Source organism: Paraclostridium sp. (genome assembly GCF_051656405.1).
Taxonomy (GTDB): Bacteria; Bacillota; Clostridia; order Peptostreptococcales; family Peptostreptococcaceae; genus Paraclostridium.
Map to the genome: position 1 here is coordinate 45917 of NZ_JBOGBV010000068.1, position 20276 is coordinate 66192.

Sequence of the window (20276 nt, forward strand, 5' to 3'; positions counted from 1 at the left end):
ATATTCATGGATTTAAACAAGGATTTAATGTTTATAAATGATACTCAACCTATGGGGGGAATTTCATTTAAAGATGAATTCTATAATAGAAAAGGTGATGGCTACGAAGCCTGTTTACATATTTATCGCTTTCCAAATGTTCTTACTACATTTTGGCTAGATAGAATAACTAGCTTAGAAAATACTATTGTAACAGTAGATACTTTTACTTCACAAGATATAGAGTATGGAGAGAAAATAAAAAACTCAACAGAAGAGATGCGACAAAGGATGCATAGTGCTCAAAATACAAGTGAAGCAGATATTGCAAGCGTGGAATATGATACATTAAGAGCTTTAGGATATGCTTTAAACAAAGAAGGAGAAGTAATAAAAAAAATTCATGTAAGAATATTTGTAAGTGCTAAAACACAAGTTGAATTAGAAACTAGAATTAGTGAAATAAAGAAAGAAATAGATAGTGATGGATATAAAAGTATTGTTTACTTAGATGAACAAAAAGAAGAGTGGCAATCTAAATTTTTAGATTATAAAACTCAAAGTAATCTACCAAATAAAAGAGAAGGAAATGACCTTCCATCCGAAGCAATAGGACTAGGATTCGCACATAATCAAACAAGCCTTAAAGACCCTACAGGAGCATATTATGGATATACAAGAACAAGGGGTACTGTATATTGGGATATATTCCATAAAACAGCAAAAAGATTATATTATAATTTATTTGTATCAGGTGATATGGGTTCAGGGAAATCTACTTTATTAAAAAGGCTTCTAAGAGATAATGCTTCTAAAGGAAATTTCATTAGAGGATTTGATAAATCAGGAGAATTTTTCTCGGTTATCAAGGATCAGGGAGGAAAGACTATAAATTTAGATGGGACAAGCGGAAGAATAAATTTATTACAAGTGTTTCCTACAGTTACAAAAGAAGGAGAAAACGAAGTAGACGTTGACGAATCTGCTTCATTTAGACAACATGTATCAAAATTAAATATGTGCTATAGGATATTAAATCCTAATTGTTCTGATTCAGAACACCAACAATTTGATGAATTAGTATATGATTTTTATGTATCAAAAGACCTATGGGATTATTCAGGAACTAAAAGTATTACTAATTTAAAAGTAGAAGATTATCCAATACTTTCAGATTTTTATGAGTATTGTGTTTCAAGATATAATGCTGAAAAGGATGAAAGATTTAAAGGAAGAATCGGAGATATTTCTAAATCTATTGGTAACTTAGTTAGACAATACAGTGATATGTTTAATGGTATTACAACTATCCCTGATCTTGGAAATGAACAAATAGTTTTCTATGATATAGGTAATCTTTCACAATTAAAATCTGAAATATTTGATATTCAAGTATTTAATGCTTTAACTCAAATTTGGGCTAATATGATGGTACTTGGAAGAAAAGAAAAGGAAGCATATGACAATGGATTAAAACATTGGTGGGATATAAAAAGATTTTTAGTAATGGTTGATGAATGTCATAATATATTAAATATACAAAAGGCATTTTCAGCAGATTATTTCGTAACATTTATGTCCGAAGCAAGAAAGTTTTTCGGTGGTTTAGTGTTAGCTACACAACGTTTAGAGCGTATGTTTCCTAAAGCCACTAATGTTTCAGACCCTAAAATGGTGCTAGCGGCTAACAAATTATCTGAAATATTTGGACTAACCCAATATAAAGCAATATTTAAACAAGACCAAACTTCTATGGATTTAATTAAAGATATTTTCGGAAAACAAATGACCGAAAATGAATACTCAATCATACCTAATTTTAATCAAGGTGATTGCCTACTTTCTATTTCAGGAGATAAAAATTTAGTGATGCACTTTGAGGTAACGGAAGAAGAATTGAAGTTATTTAAAGGTGGTGCATAAGATGAAAAAAGATAATTTAAAAAGAGAAAAAAAGATATATTTTTTAATAGTATCAGTATTTGTAATTGCTGGTACTATTTTTATTTTCAATAAGTTTCATAATCATAAGACCCTTGAAAAAGATAGCAATTTAATAATAAAGGATAGTATAAATTCAGAGGACAATTCAATTGATTTTAATAGTAAAGAACAAGAGAATCTAAAGAATTTAGTTAAAGAATTTATAAACACATATTATTCCTATGATAAAAATAACCCTCAAATAAACATAACAAATTCACAAAAATTTTTAACTGATGATTTCTATAAAGAGTTATTAGCAGTTGATGATGAAAATACTAAAGTTCCAGCATATGCATATCGTAAAGTAACAGATATTGAATTAACTGATGCTGAAAAAGATGGAGCAAATTTTAGATATACGGCTTTAGTTAAATGTGATTTATTAGATGAAAATAATAAAAAAATTAGTAAGTTAAGAGTTGAATTTTGTATTGACTTAACCAAAGTAAATAACGAATGGAAGATACCTTATTTTACATTAATAGGACAAGGAATAGAAAAGTATGAGTAGTGCAGATTCCTTAGTACAACGTCATATAAAGAGAAAATTAAATAAAAAATTATTAGCTTTTATTTTCTCTTCTTTTGGTTTAAGTTTAATACTTGCAGTACTACTTTTAGCTATAGTAGTAGGGATTATTAGTAGCTCTAATAGTACAAGTAATGATATAGATTACATACCAAGTTTGAATATTCCACCACAAGTTGAGAAGTATCGTTCAGTGGTTGAAATGGAATGTAATAAGAATGGAATACCTGAATTAGTAGATGTAATTTTAGCATTAATTACACAAGAAAGTTACGGAGAGTTAGCAGATATTATGCAATCTAGTGAATCGCAAGGCTTACCCCCTGGAACAATAACAGACCCTAATTTATCAATACAAGTTGGTGTAAAATATGTTGCTGGAGTATATATGGAAGCAAAAGAAAAGGCAACTAAAAATTTAATTGAAACAACTCTTCAAGGTTATAATTTTGGGAAGGGATTTGTAAATTGGGCTATAAAAAGAGATGGTGGATGGACACAAGAAAATGCAATAGAATTTTCTCGTATACATAGTAATGGAAGTCAACGACCTAATGGAACTTATAGGTACGGAGATCAACTTTATGTTCAGCATGTGTATAGATATTTAGCTCCAAATGATGGAAGCATTAGTAATGGAGGGACTAATACAGGTAGCCCTAGTGGTAGTGCAGTTATAGAAAAAGCAATTGCTACGGGAAGTACTCTTGTAGGTAAATCACCTTATGTATGGGGTGGTGGTAGAACTCCTTCGGACATAGCAAGCCACCGATTTGATTGTAGTTCATTTGTTCATTGGTGTTATGCTAGTGGTGGATTAAACTTAGGAAATTATCAATCTGTAGTCACTGATAGTTTAGTTACATTAGGAAAAAAAATAGAACCTAGTAAAATAGCTAGAGGTGATATAATTTTCTTCAATACTTATAAATATAATGGTCATGTAGGTATCTATCTAGGTGGAGGTAAATTCTTACATGATGGTTCTTCTCATGGAGTTTCTATTAATAGTTTAGATGAATCTTATTGGAAAAAAGTATTTAATGGAAACATAAGAAGGGTTGCATAGAGAATGTAATTAAAGGTGAAAAAGGTGATAAAATAATGTTAAAAGAATCAAAATTTAAAAAGAAAAAGGGAAGAAAATATAAACAAATGATATATATATTATCATTTGTTTTTTTATTTTTTATATCAAGTAGAATCATATTTAATGACCCTCAAAAGAATGAAGATACTCCATTAAGGAAGCCTGTTTCTTTTGATAACTTAACCGCAGAAATCGCAAATAAAAGATTTTATACAGATAAAAATTTACTTCAAGTAGGTTTAATAGTGAAGGAAACGAATAGTGATATGCCTTCAAATATTAAAGTTAATATCAAAGAAAAAACTAAGCAAGATGAAAAATTCAAAACAGAAATAGTAAAAGTAGTTGATGAATATTATGTTGTATTTGTACATGACCTACCAAAAAAATGGAAGAGTGTATCATTAGAAGTAATCAATAAAAATGGAACTCAATCAACAATGAATTTGAATAGCAAACTGTATGTGGCACATGAAAAATCAGAAGCAAAAAATAATTTTAAAAAGCAAAATTTAAGTGTTTATGAATCAGAATATATAAATATTTTGATAGAAGATACTCAAAAAAATATTAAAACTAATGAAGATTTAATCAAAAATAATAATAAAGATATAGATAAAATTAAAGAAAAAATTAGTAGTTTAAAATCAGATTTAGATTACGAAACAAAACAAGAACAAGACGTTACTAATCAAGAGATCAGTGAGAAAAATTCAAAAGTTGATAGTCTAAATAAGGAAATTTTTGAAAAAGAAAAAGAAATAAAAGAGTTAAAAGATAGAATAGAAAATCTAAGATTAAAGCAAAAAAAATTATAAATTAATCTAAGATTTTTATAAAAAATGGTTGAAAAAGGGGTGGCAAAAAGCCCAAAAAGTGAGGCATCATTGCCAAAAAGTGGAGGTACCTCAAAACAAGTCGCACTGCGACTTTAACTTGCAAAAGTTACAGATTCCCCTTATGCTCTTAATTTTATGTGGGGAGATTCATCTTTAGTGAAGATTCCTACATAAAATTAACAAAAATAAATCAGTTTTACATACAAAAGGAGTTTAATCTAATGAAAAAAACAATGACTTTAACAGTAAATGATTTTCCTGTAGATATAAATAATATTTTAATTAATAAAGCTAAAAAAGCTAAGCTTTCAAAAAATGAATACTTAACTAATTTATTAAGAACACACACTATGTCAGATGAAATTAATGAGGTTAAAAATAGTTATGAAGAATTATTAAAACATACGCTTGTTATTCTTAAAGATAATACAGAAGTAATGAAGCAGATTATAGAAATGATTGAGGGGTAGTTTTTATGGAAAAAAAAAGTGTTAAATTAGCTGGCTATTCAGTTGATTATTTAGAAAAAGAAATGCAAATTTCAAATAAAAGTGCATCAAAAACTATTGAAAAAATATTTAAAGAACATGAACAATTTAAGCAGTTAATAATAGATAGAAATTCATTAGTAGAACAAATTTATGATAGGTTTAAAAAAGATATAAGTACTATTTTAGCTCGTACAGGTCATACAGTAAAAAATTCAAATGTAGCTATGGAATTATGGAATGGTTTTTTATTTGCTAATAATCAATCTGAATATGTAACTACAGATGAATTTGTTTCTACACCTTTAAAAAAAGCTACGGAAAAAGTTAATAATGAAATTGCAGGTCTTAGACAAAAGAAACTTGAAAAGAAATAAAAATATAAATGGAGAGAATTAAAAATATATGAGTAAAACATCACCAGGAATTGTATTAGTTTCAAAATATGTAAGTGGAAAATCTTCTAAGTTTGGAAAGTATATTGATTACATTAATAGGGAAGAAGCAGTAAGGTCAAAACACTTTAAAGTATTTAATATCAATAAGCTTGATGGATATAATAACTACATGGAAAATCCTGAAAAAAGTAAAGGGATCTTTACTCAAAATAAATCAGAACTTACAAAATCAGAAAGAGAAGAATTGAAAAATATATTCTCTCTTGCACAAAAAAATAATTCGATTATGTGGCAAGATGTTATTAGTTTTAATAATGAATGGCTTGAAAAAAACGGATTATATAAATCTGAAACAGGATGGATAAATGAAGGAGCTATTCAGGATTCAGTTAGAAGAGGGATGGCTCTTGTACTTAAAGAGGAATGTATGGAACAAAGTGGAGTTTGGTCAGCATCAATGCATTTTAATACCGATAATATTCATGTTCATATAGCATTAGTCGAACCACACCCAACAAAGCCTTATAAAAGATTTACTGATAAAAAAACAGGGAAAGAATATACGGCTAGAGTTGGTAATAGAAAAGCAAAAACATTAGATAAATTTAAAAGTAAAGTAGCTAATAATTTGCTAGAAAGAGATAAAGAACTAGCAAAGATTTCTGAATTAATACATAAAAAAATAGCCCCAAAAACTTTAAAACTAAAACCTTCTTTAGATATGCAGATGTTAAAAGTATATAATGAAATTTATAAAAGCCTACCTAATGATATGAGGTTATGGAAATATAATAATAACGCTATGGCACAATTACGACCTCAAATTAATTCTGTTATAGATATGTATTTAAAAAATAATCACCCTGAAGATTTTAAAGAGTTAGATAAAGCCTTAATTGAAGAAATGAGATTTAGAGAAGATATATACGGTACAGGGGATAAAGATTATAAAAGATATGAAGATTATCGTACCAATAAACATCAAGAATTATATGCTAAACTAGGTAATGCTATACTAAGAGAAATGCAAGAAATTAGAAAGGGTCATATACAAAATAATATCTATAGTAAAGACTTAGAAATCCTAAATGACGATAATACAAGCAAAGAAAATATATCCAATATTAACAATCAAATCAACAAGGATTTTAAAGAGCCTATTGATAGTGGTAATACTAAAACTCAAACAGAACAATCAAATGACCTTACAATAGATAATACAGAGTTGGAAAAAAATAATGATATTATTTTAGAAGAAAATACCACTAATTCTGATTCAGAAAATAAATCAACTAATAAAAAAGAATTTGAAAAAAATTCTTATACAATGCATGATAATAATTATAATTACAAAGATCATTTTGATAAATATAATAAAACATTTTATAATCAATGGGAGAATACAAATATAGAAAAAGATAAAGAAAATTATTCTAATCAAAATAATTTTAAAAAAGGTTTATTTATAAATAAAGCTAGTTTAAATAAAATTAAAAAGGCTTTAGATAATGACTATCAAAGCATGAAGAATAAACAAAAATATAAACAAATGGAAAATGAATATGAATACGAATAAATTAAATTAAGTACTAAAAAAATGATACAAATGAATATAGGATTAATTAATAAAACTGTTGAAGATGCAATATCAGCAGTTAATTTTTTGTGTAAAAATGAACTATCATATTTTGAATTGAATTTAGAATTAAAATCCCTCAATGAAAAAATTAATAACCTTCAAACCCTAATTTTATTTTCAGAGGATAATCAATTTATAAAAAAAGTTTGTGCTATTCAGCTCATAACAAACAATATTAATAATGAAATATCCAAAAAAGAATTTAGCGGAATTTTATCTAAAAAATTTAGAAGCAATCAAATTTATTGTTTAAAAAACTTAGCTCAAACTTTCAATATAACAATGTAGATTTATTAATAAAAATAACTTGCTATAATCACAATATAAGTCAAACTTTTTATATATGGATATATATGGTAAAATATTCATATATAATTAAAGGAGTTGTAATTTATGGCTATAAAAATAGGTGATAATAACAAAATTAAGAAGTCTAATATTATAGATAATAGCAATAATTTCAATAGAAATGAAGATGTCCCTAGCCAAACTTTTGCAAACAAACATCCAATATTAACAGGGGTTGGATGTTCTGTAATAGCTAGTATAATAATGATGTTTGCTTTTTGGGACAAGGTTTCAATATTTATAAAAAATTTATTTTAAAGAGGAGATAAAACATTGGCGAGAAGTAATCTAATAAAAAATTTTATAAATTCAAATATGGACATAAGTACAGCTCTTCAAAATCTAATAGCTATATTTTACTGTTTAGATGATCAACATTTAATTAATTGGGCAAGCAAAGAGTTATCTGGTTACCAATCAGGGGATGAGCTACCTACATATAGAAAGTTAAAAGGACGAGTTTTAGCTAGCTTTATAGTTGGTAATTTTGAATACTCTAAAAGACAATTTGGTATAGGACACTTAGACAAAGACATCCAAAAAAAATTATTAAGTGTAAATATAAACTCTAGTATTCCTACAATTGTAACAATGTTAGATAAAGAAGGGACAGGTATAGGTAAACCAATACAACCTGAATTATATTCTTTATTACAAGAAAGCAGCAATGCACATATAACTGATGCTATGGTAGAAGTTGATTCAGGTAGCCTTAATGATATAGTATCTAAAGTAAGAACCAAAATTTTAGAAACGTTATTGTTCCTTGAAAAAGAATTTGGGAATCTTGATGACCTCGACATTGATATAACAACTAAAACACAAGAAGAAATGAAAAATATAATCCAATATATACAAGTTAACTTATATGACCATAGCATAAGTATCGGAGATAACAATAAAATAAAAAAATCTAACATAGTAACTAACAAATGAACTCCAATAACTAAATTTAAAAAACTAAGTCTTTTTAGAAAAAAATAAAGAGGTGGCTAAATTAGCCACCTCTTTATTTTTTTCAATTTAGAATTTTATTATAATATCTAATGCCCACTTAGCAACTCCTGCCCATCCTATACATACCATACAAATTATCCCCAATGCTAATAGAGTTGTTATTGCTAAAACTAAAAGTGCTACCACTGTTCCTGTCATACCTTCTTTCCTTTCTACCATTTCTAATATCTCTAAAAAATCGATTAACATAAAAATATCCTCCTTGTAATTTCTTGTATTTTTTTAAATTTAGGAGTATACTTATATGCAGATGTTCGAAAATCTAAATATAAGTATACTAACTTGTATTTGGTGCTATAGACCCTTAATCTATAGCACTTTTTTATTGTCTTTTTTTAGATATATATTCCAAAGTAACTGCTACTAAAGTAGCTGGAACACATATTAAATTCAAAAATTTAATTAAACTCATATCATTAAAATTTAAGTTCAGGAAAAATATAAAAGCTACAATTAAAAATAATTTTCTACTTTTCATAATTACGATTTTATGGTAAAATTATATCTATAAGGTAGGAATGCACTCCTACCTTATAGCTTTAAAAAAAATTTTGAGTTTAGAAGTTTCTTCTTTTTTTAGAAGAAACTTTTTTTTGTTTCTTTTTATTTTTCTTCTTTTTACTTTTTTGTCTTTGAACATCAACAAAATTGTAAATAGTAATAATAAGAATCAAAAATTGTAAAATTTCTTTTAAAGTCTTATATATAGATATAAAACTCACCATTACAACCTCCTTTTAAATTTTTACAAGAAACTAGGTTCAAACCTATTGCCCCCCTGTCGGGATGTTTCTTGATGCCAAAAAGCATCCTTTTACGAGCGCTTTGTCAATAAAACGGAGGAAATATTTTTATGCTGCATCACTTGTTTATGCATCATAAAAATATTTATGGAGTGGAATTGATAAAGTAAGGGAGTAAGAGGTATGCTGTTGGGGGCAAGAAACAAGACTTTAAATAGCAAATAAAAAAATATGGTCATTGTTCCAAACTTGTTTTGGATCAATGACCATATTTCTTTTATTTGGTTTCCTCTTTTATATGTTTTTAATATCTTTAGGTTTTATATTTTGAAACCCTTCGGGTACCCAAAATAGCAACGAGAGGACATTAATTGTTTAACTGTAGGTGGTTGCTCGGTAGATGAAACGCCTAGAGTTAATACAATTAATAGCCCTCTCTAAGTATTATTTTAGGGTGAAGGATAAGTTGCCCAAGCTTTATATTTAAAAGCCTTTAAAATAGCTCCTATAAAACAAATCTTTAAACTATTTATACAATTTTTAAAAGGGATTTTAATTCAAATGAAGAATTAGTTTCTTAGTATATGAAACAACTTTTAGGAGGTGTTTAATTGCTTAAGAAACTAAAAAAAAATGAATACAATTGGACTTTTCAATACATAAAAGAATATAATGATATGGTTTCATATTATGAAAAACAACTAGAGGAAAAAAATAAAACTATAGACCTATTAAAAGCTGAAAATCTTGAGCTTAAAAAGTCTATTAAATTCCAATCAAAAACAAAACAAATTTCAGATAAAGATATTCTCAAAATAAAAAAATTAAAAAATGAAGGCAAAAGTTATAGTTACATTTCAAGAGAAACAGGGTGGAGCAAGGCTACTATAAGTAGAGTTATTAATAATAAAAATAATATCTACTAATCTTTAAAATAGTTATAAGGGCAAAGTCTTGTATGGTATAATTTGTATATTAACTTATTGATAATTTAAATCTATATTTATTAAGTTGGTAATTAATTATTAGGAGGGATATTATGAATAAAGATACAAGGGTATGCACTAATTGCAAAGCAGAATTTGAAGTGGAAGTTTATGGAACAGTATATCCAGGATGTAAAGAGAGAGAAGAAATTATATGCCCATATTGTTCGGCAGAGAATGGTGGTATAATGACAAGTCAATTTGTAAAAACAAGTAAGATTAAATAGATATAATATTTATTAGGTCTATCAATTATTCAAATATTATATTTATTTTAATTATGACAGGGGGTATCATTAATGCTTAAAAGCGAAGAACTAATGTTAATAGCAAATAAATTTAACAATATATATGAAGTTGTTAGTACTTTTGGAGATGATTTTTATGACACCTTATTTAAAGATCATATTGATTTAGAAATCAAAATTTATTTGCAATTGATGAATGAAAACGAAAATAATTTACCTAAATGCAACAAATGTAATAGAATTATATCTCATAATGATTCATATGCAATTCAAGAATATTTAGAGAAATTGATAATAAAACAATTAGAATCTATTAATTTAAAAAATTCAAAATTAGAAGAAGATTTAATTGAAAATACATTATGCGAGCTATTTTTAATTCCTGATTTTGTTAAATATATGTGTAATTGTGAAAATTTTTTCGATGAATATATGATTGGTTATACGTATGGAAATGAATTATTTAAAGAGAAGAATATTAAAAATCAGAATATAGATATAGACTATTATAATAATGTTTTAAATGAAGTTATCCTAAATTTAAAAAGTAGAGCTGAAAAGTTGAATGAATTTGTTAATACTTTATAAATTATAATTAACTTTTATATAGGAAACTATTAATTCAATAGTTTCCTATATAAAAGTTAGATTAAAAAGAAACAACATCAATATATATATCAAACATTAATGTATTTGTATATCTAAAGTAAAAAAGGAACTTTAGCATATTATGTGGAATTATATATATTGAAAGGTGGTGTTCATGTGGATAAAGAGAAACTAAATGCTATATTTAATGAATCACGAGAGTGCTTAGTAGAAAACATTAATTCAGGAGATTTGATAAAAAAAATGAAAGTCTATAGTGATGAAAATGGTAAAATTAGTATGGAAAAATTAGCAATGTTTTCTTTAATAGAAAGTATGCATATCTCTATGGAATACATAGAAATAGTCTTATCTAAAGTATTATTAGATGAAAATAAATAATATTTAAAACTATTGAACATATTCTAATAAAGAATTATTATATATATAATCATTAGTGTTAAACGTCTTTAGAGTTTAAATTGAAAAAATGAGTCGTGCCTCTAACACGACTCATTTTTTGTACTCTAAAACTAAAATTTAAAGTATAAATTAATCTAAATCAGGGCATATAAACTGATTGATAATCCAGCTATCTGTATTATCATCGATTCTAGTGGCCTTATGTTTTTTTACTGTATGAGATGGTTCTATGTTTTCTTGTACAATATATTTTTCACCATAGCTATTTATAACTCTATCTCCTTTTTTATAGTTTACTGTTTTTACATAAGCCCATATATCTTTTCTAATATTTTTTTCTACTGTTTTATCAAACTCAGCACTAACTACAAGCTCTAATGTATTACTATCATATTCATAGAAAAATTGTATCAATATTTTTTCACCTATTAATTCTACACCTAAATTTCTTTCAGCATAATTGAATTCAGAGATTTTAGATAAATGTAACTTGTATTTTTGGCATAGAAAGTACACAAATTGAATAAACTGAGTCGGTTTATCTGATAAGTTATTAAAGTTATCTAACTCATGTTTTGAATATATATTTTTCCCTTTTACTGTTATAATTTCCATTTTGAGTATTCTCCTTTATTTATGTTATTAGGTCGCTAGTCTTATTGGATAATTTTAACATATTTTCTAATTATTTATAATAAAGATGCTTGTTTTATATAAAGGTATCATAACTTAACGATATCCATACTTTTTTATTATTTTCACTTGAAATTTTCATTTTACATACTCTTATTTTGTTCTATAAAATATAAATACTTGGATAAAATAAATAGCTATAGTATACTTATTTTTTACTAGTAAATATTAAGATCAATTGATATTAGGAGGAGTATTTATGAAAATTATTGATTATGAAGATACATTTAAAGCTTTATCAGATGAAAAAAGACTTAGCATACTTGCTTTTTTAAATAAAAATGGACACACATGTGTTTGTAATCTTTCAGAAGTTTTTGAACTATCTCAATCTAAATTATCGTATCACTTAAAATTGTTACTAAATGCAAATTTAATAAGCAAAACATCTGAAGGAAAATGGAATTTCTATGATGTAAATAAAGAGCAATTAAATAAAATATTATCTGGAAAAGTTATACAGGATCTATTTACTAAATAAAAAATAGATTCTGTATTTTTTTTATATATATAAATCAATTTTTTTTGATTTATATGTTGCCTAATCAAAAAAAATTGATATAATAAATAATATAAAATATTTCTACGTTAATAGATATATATTTATTATCAATTTTTTATTTTTATATAAATATATATCAAAACATACTTTTACATTTTTATATTTTTAACATCAAATTTTTTAGATGTATTTAGGGGAGGTTGTTATGAACATATTTAATTTTTTCACAGAACAAATTCTAGGTATGAAGTGGCTATCTGATTTAATCACATTATTTGTTGAAAATGTATTAAATCTAGATGTAGCCTCTAGAATGGGTGGTAGTATTCAGTTTTTTATATATGATACTATAAAAATATTTATACTTTTAGGAGTTTTAATATTCTTTATCTCATATATACAAAGTTACTTCCCTCCAGAAAGAACTAAAAGGATATTAACGAAGTTTAAAGGTATATCAGGGGCAACAATTTCAGCACTTCTAGGAACTGTAACTCCATTTTGTTCTTGTTCTAGTATTCCAATATTTATAGGTTTTAGTAATGCAGGATTGCCACTTGGAGTTACATTTTCATTCTTAATTTCTTCACCTATGGTTGATATTGCATCATTGTTGTTACTTGCTGGATTCTTTGGTATGAATGTATCTATTTTATATGTTGTGTTAGGTCTTATAATTGCAATTATAGGTGGTACTATAATAAGTAAACTTAATTTAGAAAGTGAAATTCAAACATATACTGAGCATACTAGAGAGCTTTATGATGAGTCTGAGGGATTTAATCAAAAACAAAGATTAAACTATGCAAAAGAAGACACTCTAGCTATTGTAAAAAATGTTTACAAATATGTTTTAATTGGAGTGGGTATAGGAGCTTTAATACACAACTGGATACCACAAGAAGCAATACTTGCAGTACTTGGGCATGATAATCCATTCTCAGTTATTATAGCTACTGTAATAGGTATTCCAATGTATGCAGATATATTTGGAACTATTCCAATAGCTGAGGCTTTATTTATGGCTGGAGTACCTATAGGAACTGTACTTGCATTTATGATGGGTGTTACTGCACTTTCACTTCCATCTATGATAATGTTAAGCAAGGTTGTTAAGCCTAAATTATTAGCTATATTCATAGGAATTGTAACTGTAGGTATAATTATAACAGGTTACTTATTTAATGCTATTGGCCCATTTTTAATGTAATTTGAAGAATTAAGGAGCTGAAATTTAGCTCCTTTTTTATTATCTTATATATTTCTGATATCCATAATAATTGGCAAAATTATAGGTTTTCTACGAATTTCTTTATATATATTCACCTATTTTATTTTTAAGATTATACCTAATAAATATTTTTCTATCTCAGAACTAGATATATATTTAATCTAATTTAGGTAATAAAAATAATTTTTTTAATAATAAAATAAAAAAACATTGTAATATCAAAATAATTTGATATAATAAATAATAAATCAATTTATTTTGATATGAACGAGCTCTTTAAATCAAATCGGTTAATTAAATTACATAGTGAGAATAATATCACTATGTAATAACAGTACTACAAAGGAGAAATTTAAATGAAAAAAGTGGATTTGACACAAGGAAATGTATTATCAGTAATAACCGCATTAGCGATACCTATAATGGGAAGTTCACTTTTACAATTTGCCTATAACTTAGTAGATATGCTATGGGTTGGAGGGCTTGGTAGTGATGCCGTGGCAAGTATTGGATCAGCAAGCTTTTTTATAGGATTAGGATATTCCATAAATACATTAGTGGTTATAGGAACTGGAATAAAGGTAGCTCATGCTTTAGGTGAAAACAAAGAAAAAGAGTCTAAAGGATATATAAATTCAGGGTCTTTTATAAACCTAGTTCTTGGAGTTATATATGCATTAGTACTTATATTTTTAGGAAAACAACTTATAGGATTTTTAAAGTTAGGAAATGAAGTCGTTGAAAAAGATGCAATTTTATATTTGGCGATAAGTGCACCAATGATGTTTTTCTCATTTTTTAACTCAATGTATACAAGAATACTTGGAAGTTATGGACACAATTCAGGGGCTTTAAAGATAAGTGCAATAGGAATAATCATAAATATAGTTTTAGATCCTATATTTATATATACATTTAACTTTGGAGTATTAGGAGCAGCAATTGCAACTTTAATAGGAAATTTAGTAATGTTTATTTTATTTAAAATAACATCAAAAGATTTATTTAAGTTTGATTTTAATATAGGTGTAGACAAGCAAAAAAGTATAGAAATAATAAAGCTAGGGTTTCCTATGGCATTTCAAAGAATATTATTTACATTAGTAAATATAGCTTTAGCTAGGATAATAGCTATATTTGGATCAGATGCTATAGCAGGTCAAAAGATAGGACTTCAGGTAGAATCTGTAACATATATGGTAATAGGTGGATTGAATGGAGCTATAGCAAGCTTTACAGGTCAAAACTTTGGAGCTAAGAAGTACGATAGGATAATTAAGGGATATAAAACTTCTCTAAAAATAGGAATTGCTTACTCAATTATAACTAGTGTAGCCTTTATCTTTGTACCAGATAAAATAGCCATGTTATTTATAAGAGATGCACAAACTATAGATATAACTAGTATGTACCTTATGATAATTGGATACTCTCAGATATTTAGTGCAATAGAGATGGTATCAAATGGAATGTTTACAGGTCTTGGAATGCCAAATATTCCAGCTAGTATAAGTATCATATTTACTGTGCTTAGAATACCGTTGGCTTTAATCTTTATAAAATATTTAGGTGTAAATGGAGTATGGGTAAGTATTTCCATATCAAGTGTTTTAAAAGGAATAGCATTATACATGATGTATATAGTTAAGGTTAGAAAGGATGACAGATATGCTTAATACAATGAAAAATTTATTTACTAAACAAGAACTACTAAAAGGAAACTTTGGAATTGAAAGAGAGGGTCTTAGAGTAGATTCTAAAGGAAACTTATCAGAAAAACCACATCCAAAAGCATTTGGATATAAAATGTGTAATCCATATATAACAACAGATTTTTCTGAGAGCCAATTAGAATTAATAACTCCGACATTTTCAACGACAGAGGAAACTTATAAATTTTTAAATGCTCTTTATGATATAGCAGCTATGGAAATTAAAGATGAATATTTATGGCCACAATCTATGCCTTCAATAATACCAAATGATAAAGATATTCCAATAGCGGAATTTTGTGGATGCGAAGAAGGCAAAATTGCAAGAGAGTATAGAGAAGAATTACTATTAAAATATGGTGGTAAAAAACAGTTGATATCAGGAATTCACTATAATTTTTCATTCAATGAAAACATAATTAAAAAACTTTATGAAAATAGCAATAAAGCAGATGATTATAAAACATTTAAAGATAATATATACTTAAAAGTTACTAGAAACTATCTTCGTTATAGATGGCTTCTTGTATATCTTCTAGGATGTACAGGTGTTGTACACGAAAGCTATCAAGAAGAATGTGTTCAACAGCTTAAAGAAATCTCTAAAGATAGTTACTCTAATGAAGGTGCGCTATCTTATAGAAATAGTAATTGTGGTTATAAAAATAAAATAGATTTATTCCCAAATTACAATAGCGTTAACGAATATGTAGAAAGTATTAAAAAATTCATAGATGAAGATTTAATAGATAGTCATAAGGAATTGTATGCTCCAATAAGATTAAAAGCAAAAGATCCTAAATATTTATTAAACTCATTACTTAATGATGGAATAAGCTACTTAGAGTATAGAAGTATAGATATAAATCCATTTGAAAAAGGTGGAATAAGCTTAACTGATTTAAATTTTATAAATTTATTTAATTTATTTCTTTTAACTGAAGATGAAAGTGGATATGAAAATTGGCAACAAGATGCCCTTGAAAATCAAAATATAATAGCAACTAATGGTCAAAGTAATATAAACCTAATAAAAGATGGAGAGTCTATCTCTAAGGAAATTTGGGCATTTGAGATTTTAAATAAAATTAAATTTATAAACGATGAACTAAAATTAGGAAAAGAAAAAATATTAGAAGATATAAGTAAAAGAATAGAGGACTATAAAGAAACGTATACCTACAAAATTATTGAGAAAGTAAAAAAAGAAGGTTATATAAAAGCTCATTTAAATCTTGCCAAAAAATATAAAGATTTAGCCTATGATAATAGATTTAAATTAGAAGGGTATGAAGATTTAGAATTATCAACTCAAATTTTAATGAAAGAATCAATTAAAAGAGGAATTAAAACCGAATTAATAGATAGAAGTGATAATTTTATATCTATTAGCAAAGATGATAAAACTGAGTATATAAAGCAAGCAACAAAAACATCAAAAGACAATTATATAACTGTACTTGCAATGGAAAATAAAGTAGTAACAAAAAAAATACTACAGAAAAATAATATAAAAGTTCCAGATGGAAGTGAATTTAACTGTATAGAAGATGCTATAAGTGAAATTAATAATTTTATAAATAAGCCAATAGTAATAAAACCAAAATCAACTAACTTTGGAACAGGAATAAGCATATTCCCTCAAGGAGCTAACCAAGAAGATGTAATAAGTGCTTTTGAAATTGCATTTAAATATGATAACACTGTATTGGTTGAAGAGTTTATAAGTGGTAAAGAATATAGATTTTTAGTTATTGGAGATAAGGTTGTTGGTATACTTCATAGAGTACCTGCAAATGCAACAGGTGATGGAGAAAAATCAATTAGAGAGTTGATAGAAATTAAAAATCAAAGTCCATTAAGAGGAAAGGGATATAAAACGCCTTTAGAGAAAATAGACTTAGATGAAAATGCAAAATTATTTTTAAAGCATAGAGGATTAGATTTTGACTATATTCCTAAAAAAGATGAAGTAGTTTATTTAAGAGAAAACTCAAATATTAGTACTGGAGGAGATAGCATTGATTATACAGATGATATACATCAAAAATTTAAAGATATAGCTGTTAAATCTTCTCAAGCTATTGGAGCTAATATTTGTGGTGTAGATATGATGATAGATGATTATAGTGATGAAAACTCATCATATGCAATAATTGAACTTAATTTTAATCCTGCAATTCATATTCATTCATATCCTTATATAGGAACAGAAAGAGAAATTGCTAAAGAAATATTAAAATTATTAGAATTTATAGATTAAAAAATAAAGTAGTTATGCTATAAAAGGCTGATTTCTTATTTAATAAAAATCAGTCTTTTATAATTAAATGGAAATAATTGTATTATTTGTAATAAATATTAAATATGACATTGACATTCATCTATATGAGGCCTATATTAAATTATATAGATAACTATCTATATGATTTAAAGATTATTAATAAAAAATATTTACAATATGAGGGGTAGCAATGATATATTCATATGCAGAATATGTTCTGCTTTTTAAAGCATTAGCGGATGAGACACGCTTAAAGATACTTGAAACACTATCTTGTGATGAAATGTGTGCTTGTAAGATTTTAGAGGGATTTGAAATAACTCAACCAACTCTTTCTTACCACATGAAAATATTAACTGACTGTGGGCTTGTAGACTCACGTCGTGATGGTTCATGGATGAAGTATAAAATCAATAAAGAACGTTTTGACCAAGTTAATGAGTTTTGGGATACTTTTTCTGTACATCTTGAAGAATGTATTTCTAATAAACTGAAGTAAAACTATAATAAAAAAGCATCGTAGAGTTCGATGCATTTTTTATCAATAGCATATAGATAACTCTCTATATCATTTTATTTAAAGTAAAAGAAAACCTTTTTTCAAAAAGCGAAATCAATATTAAGGAGGTTGTATATGCACAAAAATAAAATACAAAGTGAGATTGCTGTTTTAGGAGGAGGACCAGCAGGTTATGTAGCTGCTATTAGAGCGTCCCAGCTTGGAGCCAAGGTTGTTTTAATTGAAGAAAAGGAGCTTGGAGGAGTTTGTATGAATATTGGGTGTATTCCAACTAAATCTTTGTTGAAAACATCTGAAATACTTACTACTATAAAAAAATCTAAAGAATTTGGAGTTCAAAGTAAAACTGAAAAGTTATCTTGGAGTACAGCCGTTATTCGTAAGGATAGAATTGTAAAAAATCTTGGAATTGGGATTGAACAACTCATGGTTGCAAACAATGTATCCATTATAAAAGGGCGTGGTATAGTAGTTAACCCAAATAAACTACTGGTAAAGAAAGAAAATGAAGAAATTGAGATTAATTGTAATAAGCTAATTATTGCAACAGGTTCTGAGCCACTAATTCCAAGTTTTATTAAAGGGATTAAAAATGATGGGGTTATTACTAGCACAGATGCATTGTCTCTACAAGAACCACCAGAAAGTATTGTCATTATAGGTGGTGGAGTAATTGGAGTTGAATTTGCAACTATGTTTTCATCTCTAGGAACAAAGGTAACTGTTATTGAGGCACAAGATCGAATTATAAGTCATGAGGATGAAGAAATTTCAACTGAATTATTAAAGATATTAAAACGTAAAGGGATAAAATTCAAACTATCTTCAAAACTTACAGAGATTATAGAAAATGATGAAGGGTTAATTGTATCTTATGAACTAAATGGAAAAAGTTCTTCTACAACTTGTAAAAAGGTTCTCTTAGCAGTTGGAAGACAATTAAATAGTGACATTGCATCTTCAATTTCTCCTAAAACAGAGAATGGAAGGATTGTAGTAGATGAATATATGCAAACTTCAGTCCCTAATGTTTATGCTGCTGGTGATGTAATTGGCGGTAAGTTACTTGCTCACTTAGCTTTTATGGAAGGTAGAGTTGCCGCAGAAAATGCAGTTGGAATGCAAAGCAAAGTTAATTATAATGCAGTGCCTTCATGTATTTATACTTTGCCTGAAAGTGCATCTGTTGGGTTGACAGAAAGGGAGGCTATTGAAAAAGGGATAAAACCTAAAGTTGGTAGTTTTGCTATGCGTCACAATGGTAGAGCTCTTACACTAGGGGAGCGTGAAGGATTTGTAAAAATCATTGCAGATGAAAATGGTGTAATTATAGGTGGCCAAATTTTAGGAGCAAATGCTTCTGAAATGATTTCCCAAATCACACTGGCTATTACTGTTGGGGCAACTGCTGAAATTATCTCTGATATGATTCATCCTCATCCAAGTATTAGTGAGGCTATTTGGGAGGCTTGTGGAGAAATAGCTAAAAAATCGATTCATAAAGTTTAATACATAATATAAGTATTATTAAAATAGTCGATTACATTAATTTTATGCTTTCACAGAATTTCATTCATATTTATATTATTTAAGAAATTCTTTGAAATATATAACTTAAAAATTTATTATCAAAATTAAATTGGAGGGAATTAAAATGGAAAAGGAACGTTATGGTTTTATTATGTGTGTTTGTACAGGTAAATGCCCTGGATTTCAAGCAATGGATATTTGGGATTTTATAAATCAGGTTAGAGTAGAGTTACCTGTGGAATATGGATTTATTCATCCGCAGCTTTGTGAGGAAGATGGGGATAGATTTCTTGCTGATTTCTTAAAGTCAAATCGTAAAGTAATTATAGGTGCATGTGCGCCTAACATGCAGAAAAAGATGTTCCGTACAGCTTTTAAAGAAGCAGGTTTGGATGTTGAAAAAGACTGTGTAATGCTTGATATTAGAGATATGACAAATGAAAAAGCATTAGATATTGTTAAAAATTCACTTAAAGAACTTGGTTATGAGGAGGAAATATAAT

24 protein-coding genes are annotated in these 20276 nt (G+C 27.0%); 21 read left to right on the forward strand and 3 right to left on the reverse strand.

Features of this window, described 5'->3' with window-relative positions; genetic code table 11:
• Positions 1-6 precede the first annotated feature (6 nt).
• From ACRDDE_RS10380 to ACRDDE_RS10425, 10 genes are all read left to right on the forward strand, one after another.
• Positions 7-1902 (forward strand): VirB4 family type IV secretion system protein, encoded by a 1896-nt coding sequence (locus tag ACRDDE_RS10380; protein WP_438627151.1) that lies wholly within the window; start codon positions 7-9, stop codon positions 1900-1902.
• 1 nt (position 1903) lies between these two features.
• Positions 1904-2476, forward strand: coding sequence for a hypothetical protein (locus tag ACRDDE_RS10385; RefSeq protein ID WP_438627152.1), 573 nt, complete (start codon positions 1904-1906; stop codon positions 2474-2476).
• On the forward strand, positions 2469-3563 hold the full coding sequence (locus tag ACRDDE_RS10390) for a bifunctional lytic transglycosylase/C40 family peptidase (protein ID WP_438627153.1): 1095 nt from the start codon (positions 2469-2471) through the stop codon (positions 3561-3563). Before ACRDDE_RS10385 ends, ACRDDE_RS10390 begins: the two co-directional genes overlap by 8 nt.
• Before the next feature lie 35 nt (positions 3564-3598).
• The gene (locus ACRDDE_RS10395; RefSeq protein WP_438627154.1) at positions 3599-4402 is read left to right on the forward strand and encodes a coiled-coil domain-containing protein; all 804 of its coding nucleotides are present in this window, start codon (positions 3599-3601) and stop codon (positions 4400-4402) included.
• Positions 4403-4644: 242 nt separating this feature from the next.
• The gene (locus ACRDDE_RS10400) at positions 4645-4893 is read left to right on the forward strand and encodes a hypothetical protein (protein ID WP_270670814.1); all 249 of its coding nucleotides are present in this window, start codon (positions 4645-4647) and stop codon (positions 4891-4893) included.
• 5 nt (positions 4894-4898) lie between these two features.
• Positions 4899-5288: a hypothetical protein gene (locus ACRDDE_RS10405; protein WP_021434439.1), complete on the forward strand. Its 390-nt coding sequence runs from the start codon at positions 4899-4901 to the stop codon at positions 5286-5288.
• Positions 5289-5316: 28 nt separating this feature from the next.
• Positions 5317-6885 (forward strand): MobP2 family relaxase, encoded by a 1569-nt coding sequence (gene mobP2 / locus ACRDDE_RS10410; RefSeq protein ID WP_438627155.1) that lies wholly within the window; start codon positions 5317-5319, stop codon positions 6883-6885.
• Positions 6886-6915: 30 nt separating this feature from the next.
• Positions 6916-7236 carry a hypothetical protein gene (locus ACRDDE_RS10415; protein WP_438627156.1) on the forward strand — a complete coding sequence of 107 codons (321 nt, stop codon included), beginning with the start codon at positions 6916-6918 and terminating at the stop codon, positions 7234-7236.
• Positions 7237-7341: 105 nt separating this feature from the next.
• Positions 7342-7554, forward strand: coding sequence for a hypothetical protein (locus tag ACRDDE_RS10420; protein WP_438627157.1), 213 nt, complete (start codon positions 7342-7344; stop codon positions 7552-7554).
• Positions 7555-7569: 15 nt separating this feature from the next.
• Entirely contained in the window at positions 7570-8232 is a 663-nt protein-coding gene (locus ACRDDE_RS10425; protein ID WP_438627158.1) for an AbiTii domain-containing protein, read from the forward strand.
• Positions 8233-8319: 87 nt separating this feature from the next.
• On the opposite strand, the gene ACRDDE_RS10430 is transcribed toward ACRDDE_RS10425, so the two are convergent.
• Positions 8320-8502, reverse strand: a complete 183-nt coding sequence (locus ACRDDE_RS10430) for a hypothetical protein (RefSeq protein WP_438627159.1) — start codon at positions 8500-8502, stop codon at positions 8320-8322.
• Between the two features lie 368 nt (positions 8503-8870).
• Positions 8871-9038 (reverse strand): hypothetical protein, encoded by a 168-nt coding sequence (locus ACRDDE_RS10435; protein WP_021434435.1) that lies wholly within the window; start codon positions 9036-9038, stop codon positions 8871-8873.
• A gap of 629 nt (positions 9039-9667) precedes the next feature.
• Here ACRDDE_RS10435 and ACRDDE_RS10440 point away from each other — a divergent pair.
• From ACRDDE_RS10440 to ACRDDE_RS10455, 4 genes are all read left to right on the forward strand, one after another.
• The gene (locus ACRDDE_RS10440; protein ID WP_438627160.1) at positions 9668-9982 is read left to right on the forward strand and encodes a helix-turn-helix domain-containing protein; all 315 of its coding nucleotides are present in this window, start codon (positions 9668-9670) and stop codon (positions 9980-9982) included.
• 113 nt (positions 9983-10095) lie between these two features.
• The gene (locus ACRDDE_RS10445; RefSeq protein WP_438627161.1) at positions 10096-10269 is read left to right on the forward strand and encodes a hypothetical protein; all 174 of its coding nucleotides are present in this window, start codon (positions 10096-10098) and stop codon (positions 10267-10269) included.
• Between the two features lie 72 nt (positions 10270-10341).
• Positions 10342-10878 (forward strand): hypothetical protein, encoded by a 537-nt coding sequence (locus ACRDDE_RS10450; RefSeq protein WP_438627162.1) that lies wholly within the window; start codon positions 10342-10344, stop codon positions 10876-10878.
• Between the two features lie 177 nt (positions 10879-11055).
• Positions 11056-11280, forward strand: coding sequence for a hypothetical protein (locus ACRDDE_RS10455; RefSeq protein ID WP_438627163.1), 225 nt, complete (start codon positions 11056-11058; stop codon positions 11278-11280).
• 150 nt (positions 11281-11430) lie between these two features.
• Here ACRDDE_RS10455 and ACRDDE_RS10460 read toward each other — a convergent pair whose 3' ends face one another.
• Positions 11431-11916 carry a hypothetical protein gene (locus ACRDDE_RS10460; RefSeq protein ID WP_438627164.1) on the reverse strand — a complete coding sequence of 162 codons (486 nt, stop codon included), beginning with the start codon at positions 11914-11916 and terminating at the stop codon, positions 11431-11433.
• A 277-nt stretch (positions 11917-12193) separates the two neighbouring features.
• On the opposite strand from ACRDDE_RS10460, the gene ACRDDE_RS10465 reads away from it, so the two are divergent.
• From ACRDDE_RS10465 to ACRDDE_RS10495, 7 genes are all read left to right on the forward strand, one after another.
• Positions 12194-12475, forward strand: coding sequence for an ArsR/SmtB family transcription factor (locus ACRDDE_RS10465; protein WP_438627165.1), 282 nt, complete (start codon positions 12194-12196; stop codon positions 12473-12475).
• A 226-nt stretch (positions 12476-12701) separates the two neighbouring features.
• On the forward strand, positions 12702-13706 hold the full coding sequence (locus ACRDDE_RS10470; RefSeq protein ID WP_438627166.1) for a permease: 1005 nt from the start codon (positions 12702-12704) through the stop codon (positions 13704-13706).
• Positions 13707-14083: 377 nt separating this feature from the next.
• The gene (locus ACRDDE_RS10475) at positions 14084-15403 is read left to right on the forward strand and encodes an MATE family efflux transporter (RefSeq protein WP_438627167.1); all 1320 of its coding nucleotides are present in this window, start codon (positions 14084-14086) and stop codon (positions 15401-15403) included.
• A complete protein-coding gene (gshAB, locus tag ACRDDE_RS10480; protein WP_438627168.1) occupies positions 15396-17702 on the forward strand; it encodes a bifunctional glutamate--cysteine ligase GshA/glutathione synthetase GshB in 2307 nt (768 codons plus the stop codon). The genes ACRDDE_RS10475 and gshAB overlap by 8 nt, the downstream gene beginning before the upstream one ends.
• A gap of 211 nt (positions 17703-17913) precedes the next feature.
• A complete protein-coding gene (locus ACRDDE_RS10485; RefSeq protein WP_438627169.1) occupies positions 17914-18222 on the forward strand; it encodes an ArsR/SmtB family transcription factor in 309 nt (102 codons plus the stop codon).
• 135 nt (positions 18223-18357) lie between these two features.
• A complete protein-coding gene (gene lpdA / locus ACRDDE_RS10490; RefSeq protein WP_438627170.1) occupies positions 18358-19752 on the forward strand; it encodes a dihydrolipoyl dehydrogenase in 1395 nt (464 codons plus the stop codon).
• Between the two features lie 145 nt (positions 19753-19897).
• Positions 19898-20275: a hypothetical protein gene (locus ACRDDE_RS10495; protein ID WP_438627171.1), complete on the forward strand. Its 378-nt coding sequence runs from the start codon at positions 19898-19900 to the stop codon at positions 20273-20275.
• The last annotated feature ends 1 nt before the right edge of the window (position 20276 follow it).

What these genes read in the sequence shown, in the direction of transcription:
- ACRDDE_RS10460 (WP_438627164.1), bottom strand. Translation starts at nt 11,916, where the DNA reads ATGGAAATTATAACAGTAAAAGGGAAAAATATATATTCAAAACATGAG.
- ACRDDE_RS10420 (WP_438627157.1), top strand. Translation starts at nt 7,342, where the DNA reads ATGGCTATAAAAATAGGTGATAATAACAAAATTAAGAAGTCTAATATT.
- gshAB (WP_438627168.1), top strand. Translation starts at nt 15,396, where the DNA reads ATGCTTAATACAATGAAAAATTTATTTACTAAACAAGAACTACTAAAA.
- ACRDDE_RS10395 (WP_438627154.1), top strand. Translation starts at nt 3,599, where the DNA reads ATGTTAAAAGAATCAAAATTTAAAAAGAAAAAGGGAAGAAAATATAAA.
- ACRDDE_RS10415 (WP_438627156.1), top strand. Translation starts at nt 6,916, where the DNA reads ATGAATATAGGATTAATTAATAAAACTGTTGAAGATGCAATATCAGCA.
- ACRDDE_RS10405 (WP_021434439.1), top strand. Translation starts at nt 4,899, where the DNA reads ATGGAAAAAAAAAGTGTTAAATTAGCTGGCTATTCAGTTGATTATTTA.
- ACRDDE_RS10390 (WP_438627153.1), top strand. Translation starts at nt 2,469, where the DNA reads ATGAGTAGTGCAGATTCCTTAGTACAACGTCATATAAAGAGAAAATTA.
- ACRDDE_RS10470 (WP_438627166.1), top strand. Translation starts at nt 12,702, where the DNA reads ATGAACATATTTAATTTTTTCACAGAACAAATTCTAGGTATGAAGTGG.
- ACRDDE_RS10385 (WP_438627152.1), top strand. Translation starts at nt 1,904, where the DNA reads ATGAAAAAAGATAATTTAAAAAGAGAAAAAAAGATATATTTTTTAATA.
- ACRDDE_RS10380 (WP_438627151.1), top strand. Translation starts at nt 7, where the DNA reads ATGGATTTAAACAAGGATTTAATGTTTATAAATGATACTCAACCTATG.
- ACRDDE_RS10485 (WP_438627169.1), top strand. Translation starts at nt 17,914, where the DNA reads ATGATATATTCATATGCAGAATATGTTCTGCTTTTTAAAGCATTAGCG.
- ACRDDE_RS10445 (WP_438627161.1), top strand. Translation starts at nt 10,096, where the DNA reads ATGAATAAAGATACAAGGGTATGCACTAATTGCAAAGCAGAATTTGAA.
- ACRDDE_RS10495 (WP_438627171.1), top strand. Translation starts at nt 19,898, where the DNA reads ATGGAAAAGGAACGTTATGGTTTTATTATGTGTGTTTGTACAGGTAAA.
- ACRDDE_RS10475 (WP_438627167.1), top strand. Translation starts at nt 14,084, where the DNA reads ATGAAAAAAGTGGATTTGACACAAGGAAATGTATTATCAGTAATAACC.
- ACRDDE_RS10400 (WP_270670814.1), top strand. Translation starts at nt 4,645, where the DNA reads ATGAAAAAAACAATGACTTTAACAGTAAATGATTTTCCTGTAGATATA.
- ACRDDE_RS10435 (WP_021434435.1), bottom strand. Translation starts at nt 9,038, where the DNA reads ATGGTGAGTTTTATATCTATATATAAGACTTTAAAAGAAATTTTACAA.
- mobP2 (WP_438627155.1), top strand. Translation starts at nt 5,317, where the DNA reads ATGAGTAAAACATCACCAGGAATTGTATTAGTTTCAAAATATGTAAGT.
- ACRDDE_RS10465 (WP_438627165.1), top strand. Translation starts at nt 12,194, where the DNA reads ATGAAAATTATTGATTATGAAGATACATTTAAAGCTTTATCAGATGAA.
- ACRDDE_RS10430 (WP_438627159.1), bottom strand. Translation starts at nt 8,502, where the DNA reads ATGTTAATCGATTTTTTAGAGATATTAGAAATGGTAGAAAGGAAAGAA.
- ACRDDE_RS10450 (WP_438627162.1), top strand. Translation starts at nt 10,342, where the DNA reads ATGCTTAAAAGCGAAGAACTAATGTTAATAGCAAATAAATTTAACAAT.
- lpdA (WP_438627170.1), top strand. Translation starts at nt 18,358, where the DNA reads ATGCACAAAAATAAAATACAAAGTGAGATTGCTGTTTTAGGAGGAGGA.